The organism is Sinomonas sp. G460-2 (assembly GCF_047759905.1).
Taxonomy (GTDB): domain Bacteria; phylum Actinomycetota; class Actinomycetes; order Actinomycetales; family Micrococcaceae; genus Sinomonas.
The window spans coordinates 1-7,586 of sequence record NZ_JBKZWT010000175.1 but is presented as its reverse complement, the minus strand read 5'-3'; the positions used below and the strand labels follow the sequence as shown (position 1 = coordinate 7,586).

General features: G+C 69.2%; 7 protein-coding genes and 1 tRNA gene. 7 read left to right on the top strand and 1 reads right to left on the bottom strand.

Annotated features, from left to right (window positions below):
- The 7 genes from ACLN58_RS14805 to ACLN58_RS14775 form a co-directional block, all read left to right on the top strand.
- Window positions 1-394: FtsB family cell division protein (locus ACLN58_RS14805; protein WP_415856026.1), on the top strand; the 394-nt coding region annotated here is incomplete at its 5' end.
- Window positions 395-424: 30 nt separating this feature from the next.
- Window positions 425-1,105: a DUF501 domain-containing protein gene (locus ACLN58_RS14800; RefSeq protein WP_415856025.1), complete on the top strand. Its 681-nt coding sequence runs from the start codon at window positions 425-427 to the stop codon at window positions 1,103-1,105.
- Window positions 1,102-2,070, top strand: a complete 969-nt coding sequence (locus ACLN58_RS14795) for an exopolyphosphatase (RefSeq protein ID WP_415856024.1) — start codon at window positions 1,102-1,104, stop codon at window positions 2,068-2,070. Before ACLN58_RS14800 ends, ACLN58_RS14795 begins: the two co-directional genes overlap by 4 nt.
- 3 nt (window positions 2,071-2,073) lie before the next feature.
- Complete coding sequence (locus ACLN58_RS14790; protein WP_415856023.1) at window positions 2,074-3,417, top strand: S8 family serine peptidase; 1,344 nt, start codon at window positions 2,074-2,076, stop codon at window positions 3,415-3,417.
- A 4-nt stretch (window positions 3,418-3,421) separates the two neighbouring features.
- Window positions 3,422-4,840, top strand: coding sequence for an NAD(P)/FAD-dependent oxidoreductase (locus ACLN58_RS14785; RefSeq protein ID WP_415856022.1), 1,419 nt, complete (start codon window positions 3,422-3,424; stop codon window positions 4,838-4,840).
- A gap of 114 nt (window positions 4,841-4,954) precedes the next feature.
- Window positions 4,955-5,028: transfer RNA gene (locus tag ACLN58_RS14780), tRNA-Leu, on the top strand.
- A 250-nt stretch (window positions 5,029-5,278) separates the two neighbouring features.
- A complete protein-coding gene (locus tag ACLN58_RS14775) occupies window positions 5,279-6,616 on the top strand; it encodes an ABC transporter substrate-binding protein (protein ID WP_415856021.1) in 1,338 nt (445 codons plus the stop codon).
- Between the two features lie 74 nt (window positions 6,617-6,690).
- Here the strand turns inward: ACLN58_RS14775 and ACLN58_RS14770 are convergent, their stop codons facing one another.
- Window positions 6,691-7,479 carry an ABC transporter ATP-binding protein gene (locus ACLN58_RS14770; RefSeq protein WP_415856020.1) on the bottom strand — a complete coding sequence of 263 codons (789 nt, stop codon included), beginning with the start codon at window positions 7,477-7,479 and terminating at the stop codon, window positions 6,691-6,693.
- Window positions 7,480-7,586: the final 107 nt, after the last annotated feature.

The window sequence follows — 7,586 nt, the reverse complement described above, 5'->3', positions numbered from 1 at the left end:
CGACAGCGCGCCCGTCCCGGCGCGTGCGTTCTCGGGCCGGATCGTCGCGCTCGCGCTCGTCCTCGTCGCGGTGACCATCATGCTCGCCCCGACGGTGCGGGTCTTCTTCAGCCAGCGCGCCGAGATCCAGTCCATTCAGGCGGACATCGCGGCGAAGCAGAGCGACCAGGCGAACCTCAAGCAAGAGATCTCGCGCTGGCAGGATCCCGCCTACGTCCAGCAGCAGGCCCGCGACCGGATTAACATGGTCATGCCGGGGGAGACCTCCTATTGGGTCTTCGGGGACGCCGGGACGTCGGCCGCTCAGAGCGGTTCGACGTCGGGATCGTCTCCGCAGGACGTCCCGTGGACGCAAGCCCTGTGGGACTCCGTGCGCCGCGCCGCGACGGAATGACCGCGCCCCGGCGCGTCGAGAAAGGACACAGTGACCCACCCGAGCCCGGAACGGAACGCCGCACCGACCGCCCAGGACTATGACGTGATCAGCCGTCAGCTGGGGCGCCCCGCGCGCGACATCGTCGAGATCCCTGCGCGCTGTGTGTGCGGCAACCCTCTCGTCGCGGCCACGGCTCCCCGCCTTTCGAACGGCACGCCGTTCCCCACCACGTTCTACCTCACCCACCCCGTCGTGACGTCCGCGGTTTCGCGGCTCGAGGCCGCGGGGGCCATGACGGAGATGAACGAGCGGCTCGCGGCCGAGCCCGAGCTCGCGGTCGCGTACCGGGCGGCGCACGAGGCGTATCTCGCGGCGCGGCGGCGCGTCGGCGAGCTCGCGGGCATTGGCCCCGTCCCGGAGATCGACGGCGTCTCCGCCGGGGGCATGCCTGAGCGCGTCAAGTGCCTTCACGTTCTCGTGGGGCAGTCGCTCTCGATGGGGCCTGGAGTCAACCCGCTCGGCGACGAGGCGATCGAGCGAATCGCCGAGTGGTGGACGCCCGACCGTTGTTATTGCGTCGGCGCGTGGGACACGGAATCGCCGACGCCGAACAGGGAGTTGAGCCGGCACGGCCCGCAGGGCCTCCCGTCGCTCACGGGGCGCGCGGCGCCGGTCCGCAAGCGGGACACCGAAGCATCAGCCACGGCATCAGAGGGGGACGGCGCATGAGGGTCGCCGGGATTGACTGCGGAACCAACTCGATTCGCCTGCTCGTCGCGGACACGCAGGGCGAGGCGGGCGACGGCGGGCCGGTGAGCCTCGCCGACGTCCACCGGGAGATGCGGATTGTCCGCCTCGGGCAGGGCGTCGACGCGACGGGCGTGCTCGCACCCGAGGCGCTCGAGCGCACGTTCGCCGCGGTCGGGGACTATGCCGAGATCATCAGGAGCCTCGGCGCCGAGCGCGTGCGGTTCGTTGCGACGAGCGCGACGCGGGATGCCCGCAACCGCGACGAATTCGCGGAGGGCATTCGGTCGCGGCTGGGCGTCGACCCCGAGGTCGTCCCGGGCCTCGAGGAGGCTGCGCTGAGCTTTTCCGGGGCCGCCAGCGTCCTCCCGCTCGAATCGGGCCGACCCGTCGTGGTCGTGGACCTCGGCGGCGGTTCCACGGAGTTCGTGCTCGGCGATGCCGACGGCGTCATCGCGGCCCGTTCGATCGACATGGGCAGCGTGCGCCTCACCGAGCGTCACCTTCGCTCCGACCCGCCGACGGCGGCGGAGATCGCCGAGGCGCAGGACGACGTCGACCGCGGCATCGATGAGGCCCTCGCCGAGGTGCCCCTCGCCCAGGCGACCGCCGTGATCGGCGTCGCGGGCTCGATCACGACGATCACCGCCCACGCGCTCGCGCTCCCGTCCTATCAGCCCGAACGGATCCATGGTTCCGAGCTCTCGCTCGCCGAGATCGAGGCCGCGTGCGGTTCGCTGCTGGGGCTGAGCCACGAGGAGCGCACCGCGCTCCCGTACATGCACCCGGGCCGGGCCGACGTCATCGGGGCCGGGGCGCTCGTGTGGCGGCGAGTGCTCGAGCGCATGGCCGAGCTGACCGACGGTCGGATCGGCACGGCGATAACAAGCGAACATGACATCCTCGACGGCATCGCCCTGAGCACGCTCGGGCGCGCCGCAGGCTGACGCATGGCGGTCAGCATCGGACATGCCCGCCTCTTCCCGCGGGTCCTCGCCGCCCTCGTCTCGGCGTTGACCGTGCTCGGGCTCGTGGGGCTGGGGCTGCTCGCGCCCGTGGCGCCCGCCCGGGCTGACCCGATCCGGGACGCCGAGTATTGGGTTTCCGAATACGGGATCGACAAGGCGTGGTCCGTGTCCCAGGGCGCGGGCGTCACGGTTGCCGTGATCGACAGCGGCGTGAGCGGTGGGATTCCCGACCTCAAGGGCGCCGTGGTGGGGGGAACCGACGTCTCGCGCGCGGGTCAGCCGGACGGACAGAAGCCCATCGGCTCCGAGTCGGAGCACGGGACGCTTGTCGCGACGCTCCTCGCGGGCCGCGGCCATGGCGGGACGCCCTCGCCGAACGGCGCCCCCGGGCCGGACGGGATCGTGGGCGTCGCGCCCCAGTCGCAGCTCCTCACGGTCTCGACGTGGCTCGGCTCGCCGAATCCCGCGGGCCCCACCGACATGGAGCAGATCCCGGCCGCAGTGCGGTGGGCCGTCGACCACGGAGCGAAGGTCATCAACATGTCCCTCGGGAGTTCGTCCCCGGACTGGCCGACGAGCTGGGACGACGCGTTCCTCTACGCCGAGCAGAAGGACGTCGTCGTCGTGGCTGCCGCGGGCAACCGCGCGGCCGGAAACGTCGAAGTGGGGGCCCCGGCCACGATCCCCGGCGTCCTGACCGTCGCGGGTCTCGACCGGCAGGAGCACGCGAGCATCGACGCGTCCTCGCAGGGCGTGAGCATTGGCGTGGCCGCCCCGGCCGAGCAGCTCGTGGGCGGGATGCCGGACGGGACCTATGCCTCGTGGGCGGGCTCGTCGGGCGCGACGCCGATCGTGGCAGGCGTCGCCGCGCTCATCCGGTCCAAGTGGCCGCAGATGAGCGCAAAGCAGGTGATCAACCGGATCATCTCGACGGCCAAGGACGCTGGGGCACCGGGCCACGATCCCATCTACGGGTACGGCATCCTCAACGCGGGCGCCGCGCTCACGGCGGACGTCCCGGAGACGCAGACCAACCCGCTCGGCTCGATCGCGGACTGGATCCGTGTGCACCGAAGGTCGGCCCCGGCGTCGTCCGCTCCGGCGCCGCCAGCGCAGGGTGCCCCGGCCAGCGATCCCCCCGTGCCCGAGGCGAGCGCGCCCACTCCGGTCGCCTCAGCGGACGTCTCGCCGTGGCCGGCGATCATCGTGATCGGCTTCGGAGCCCTCATTCTGACGATCCTCGCGGGCGGAATCTGGCACGTGCTGAGGCTTCGAAAAAAGGCCCCGGAAACAGATAGTGAAAGTTTTCACAAGTTGATACAGTAGAGGCATGCCTTCCACCATTGAGCTTGTCGACCGCCCGCGCGTTCTTGTCGCCGGCGGTGGTTACGTTGGTCTTTACGTGGCCCTCGGGCTGCAGAAGAAGATCGCCAAGGCCGGTGGCATCGTCACCGTCGTCGACCCGATGCCGTACATGACGTACCAGCCGTTCCTTCCTGAGGTGGCCGGCGGCAACATCGAGGCCCGCCACGTCGTCATCCCGCTGCGCCGCACGCTGCGCGAGTCCGAGGTCATCCAGGGCTCGGTCGTGTCCGTTGACCACGAGAACCGGAAGGCTGTCGTCCAGCTTCCGGGCAACGAGGGCACGATCGAGATTCCCTACGTCGACGTCGTCATGGCCGCCGGTGCGATCACCCGCACGTTCCCGATCCCCGGTCTCGCCGAGAAGGGCATCGGCAACAAGACCATCGAGGAGGCCATCGCCCTCCGCAACCAGGTCCTCGAGCGCGTCGAGTTCGCCTCGACCGCCTCGAACCCGGTCGAGCGCCAGGCTGCGCTCACGTTCGTCGTGGTCGGCGGCGGCTTCGCGGGCATCGAGACCATCACGGAGCTCGAGGACCTCGCGCGCTCGACCGTCGCGACGAACGACCGCGTGAAGCAGGAGGAAGTCCGCTTCGTCCTCGTCGAGGCCATGGGCCGGATCATGCCCGAGGTCACGCCCGAGCAGGCCGACTGGGTCGTGGAGCACCTCCGCAGCCGCGGCATCGAGGTGCTGCTCAACACGTCCCTCGCCAACGCCGAGGGCACGCTCAAGCTCATCAACATGCCGGACAAGTCCCCGGCGCAGGAGTTCGCCGCGGACACGCTCATCTGGACCGCTGGCGTCCAGGCCAACCCCGTGGTCAAGTCGACCGAGTTCCCGCTCGAGCCGCGCGGCCGCGTCCGCGTCCTCCCGGATCTCCGCGTGGCCGGCGACGAAGGCATCGTCGAGAACGCCTGGGCCGCCGGCGACGTTGCGGCAGTGCCGGACCTCACCGGCAAGGGCCTCCCGGACGGCACGTGCGTCCCGAACGCCCAGCACGCGCTGCGTCAGGCCAAGGTCCTCGCGAAGAACCTCTGGGCCTCCCGTTGGGACCGCCCGCTCGAGGACTACAAGCACAAGAACCTCGGTGCCGTCGCGGGCTTCGGTCCGTGGAAGGGTGTCGCGAACATCAACCTCGTGGGCCACATTGGCCTGCGTGGCCCGCTCGCGTGGCTCGCGCACCGCGGCTACCACGGCCTCGCGATCCCGACGGTGGAGCGCAAGTTCCGCGTGGGCCTCGACTGGCTGTCGGCCCTGTTCGTGGGCCGCGACAACACGCCGCTCGAGAACCTCGACAACCCTCGCGCGTCCTTCGTGGCCGCGGCGAGCCCCAAGCCGAAGACCATCGCCCCGCCGGCCGAGCCGGCCAAGGTCCCCGCGCAGTAGTCCTACGCGCCTCGACCACAGCGCGACGGCGGCCGTCTCCCACGGGAGGCGGCCGCCGTCGTCGTTCTCCGGGTGGCCCTGGCCGGAGGGGCTGTGGCGGTAGGCTGGAGCGGCGCCCCAGTAGCCCAATCGGCAGAGGCAGCGGACTTAAAATCCGCCAAGTCAGGGTTCGAGTCCCTGCTGGGGCACGAGGCGCGGCGGCTGGCTCGGTCGCCGACAAACTATTGATCTGGAATTCATATTCTGGGCGAAAGATTTTTGAGACCATCCTGTGCAAAAGCTGTTACAAGGCTGTGACCTGTACCACTTCTGTGACCAAAACCGTTCGATTAGCCTGACGGTGTGATCAGGAACACCTGATTGGTCGCATCGGGGTGCCTTGCGCCCTTCGATGGAGGAGAAAATCGAATGATTCCACGCCATGAGGCATTACCCCGGATGGCCAAGCTCACAGCGCTTGGCGTGGGGGTTGCCCTGCTCGCCACCGCGTGCGGGGGCACCTCGGGGACGCCCACCAGCAGCGGCAGCTCATCAGCGGCCGCCGGAGGCATTTCGTGCCCGGCACCCTCGTCCGGCGCTGGGGCCGGCGCCTCGCCGGTTGGCACCACGGTCAAGCCGTCTGACGTTCCCAAGGCAAACACGGTTTCCGCTTCGCCGCTCAAGATCGGCTCGCTCCTGCCGCAGACCGGCGCCCTCGCGTTCCTCGGCCCGCCCGAGATCGCGGGCGTGAACCTCGCCGTCAAGCAGGTCAACGACGCGGGCGGCGTGCTCGGGCATCCGATCGAGGTCATCCACCGCGACTCCGGCGACACGACGACGGACATCGCGACGCAGTCCGTGACGAACCTCCTCGGGCAGGGGGTCAGCGCGATTGTCGGCGCCGCCTCGTCGGGCGTGACCAAGACCGTGATCAACCAGATCACTGGCGCTGGCGTGGTGCAGTTCTCTCCGGCCAACACGTCGCCTGACTTCAGCACCTGGCCAGCGCACGGGCTCTACTGGCGTACCGCACCGTCCGACGTCCTCCAGGGCCGCGTGCTCGGCAACTACATGGCCTCGTGTGGCGCTCAGACGCTCGGCATGATCGTGCTCAACGACTCCTACGGCACGGGCCTCCGTGACAACGTCAAGAAGGCGTTCGAGGCGGCCGGCGGCAAGGTCGTGGACGAGGAGCTGTTCAACGAGGGCGACTCGCAGTTCAGCTCGCAGGTGGACAAGGTCGTGGCGGCCAAGCCCGACGCGATCGCGGTCATCTCGTTCGACCAGGCCAAGCAGATCATCCCGCTCCTCGCGGGCAAGGGCGTCAAGCCGACCCAGATGTTCTTCGTGGACGGCAACACGTCCGACTACAGCAAGGACCTGGCGGCGGGCACCCTCTCCGGCGCGCGCGGCACGATCCCGGGGACGTTTGCGAAGGACGACTTCAAGGCGCAGCTCAAGACGATCGATGCGAGCCTCAAGGACTACAGCTACGCGGGAGAGTCCTGGGACGCCGTGAACCTCATCTCGCTCGCTGCCGAAGAGGCCAAGAGCACGAAGGGCACCGACATCGCGGCGCATCTTCAGGACATCACGGCCGGCCCCGAGAAGTGCTCCGACTTCGCGAGCTGCGTGACCCTCATCCGGCAGGGCAAGCAGATCCACTACTACGGCAAGTCCGGCCCGGTCTCGTTCGCCAAGAACGGTGATCCACAAGAGGCCTACATCGGCATCTACAAGTTCGATGACAAGAACGTGCCGCAGCCTGTGAGCGAGGAATACGGCAAGCTGTCGTAAGCCCCACGGCCTCCGCCCACACGAAAAGGGCTCCGGTTCCCGCAAGGGAGCCGGAGCCCTTTCCTGTGATTGACTCAGTTGCCGTTCTGCTCGTCGTCCGCGAGCGTTCCGAGGTACAGCTGGATGACCTTGGGGTCGTGGAGAAGCTCGCGCCCTGTGCCGTGGTACGCGTCGCGCCCCTGGTCGAGGACGTAGCCGCGGTCGCAGATCTGCAGGCAGCGGCGTGCGTTCTGCTCGACCATGATCACGGAGACCCCGGCCCGGTTGATCTCGTGCACCCGCAAGAACGTCTCGTCCTGCTTGACGGGGGAGAGGCCCGCGGAGGGCTCGTCGAGCAGGAGCACGGCCGGGTTCATCATGAGCGCGCGGCCCATCGCGACCATCTGCCGCTCGCCGCCCGAGAGCGAGCCTGCCCGCTGGGTGCGGCGCTTGCCGAGCTCGGGGAACAGGTCCGTCACGAAGTCCCACCGCTCCTTGAACACCTTGGGCCGCTGGAAGAGGCCCATCTGCATGTTCTCTTCGATCGTGAGGGTCGTGAAGACATTGTTCGTCTGCGGCACGAAGCCGATGCCGCGGCTCACGAGCTTGTTGGCCTTGAGGCCCGTGAGGTCCTGCCCGTGCACGAGGACCGAGCCCGAGTGGACCTTGACGAGGCCGAACATGGCCTTGAGCAGCGTGGACTTGCCGGCGCCGTTGGGGCCGATGATGCCGATGAGCTCGCCCTTGCGTGCCTCGATGCTGCAGCCATTGAGGATGTTGACGCCGGGGAGATAGCCGGCCACGAGCTTCGTGACGGTGACTACCGCCTCGCCGTCCTGGGTGGCCGTTCCGGCCGCGCCGGGGGATTCCGTCTGCTCGCTCATGCGTCCTGCTCCTTCGTGCCGTGGTCGCCGGACGTGTGCTCACCGGTCGAGTGATCGCCAGATGCGCCGTCAGCGGGCATGTCTGCAGCCCGCCGGCCGGAGCGGGG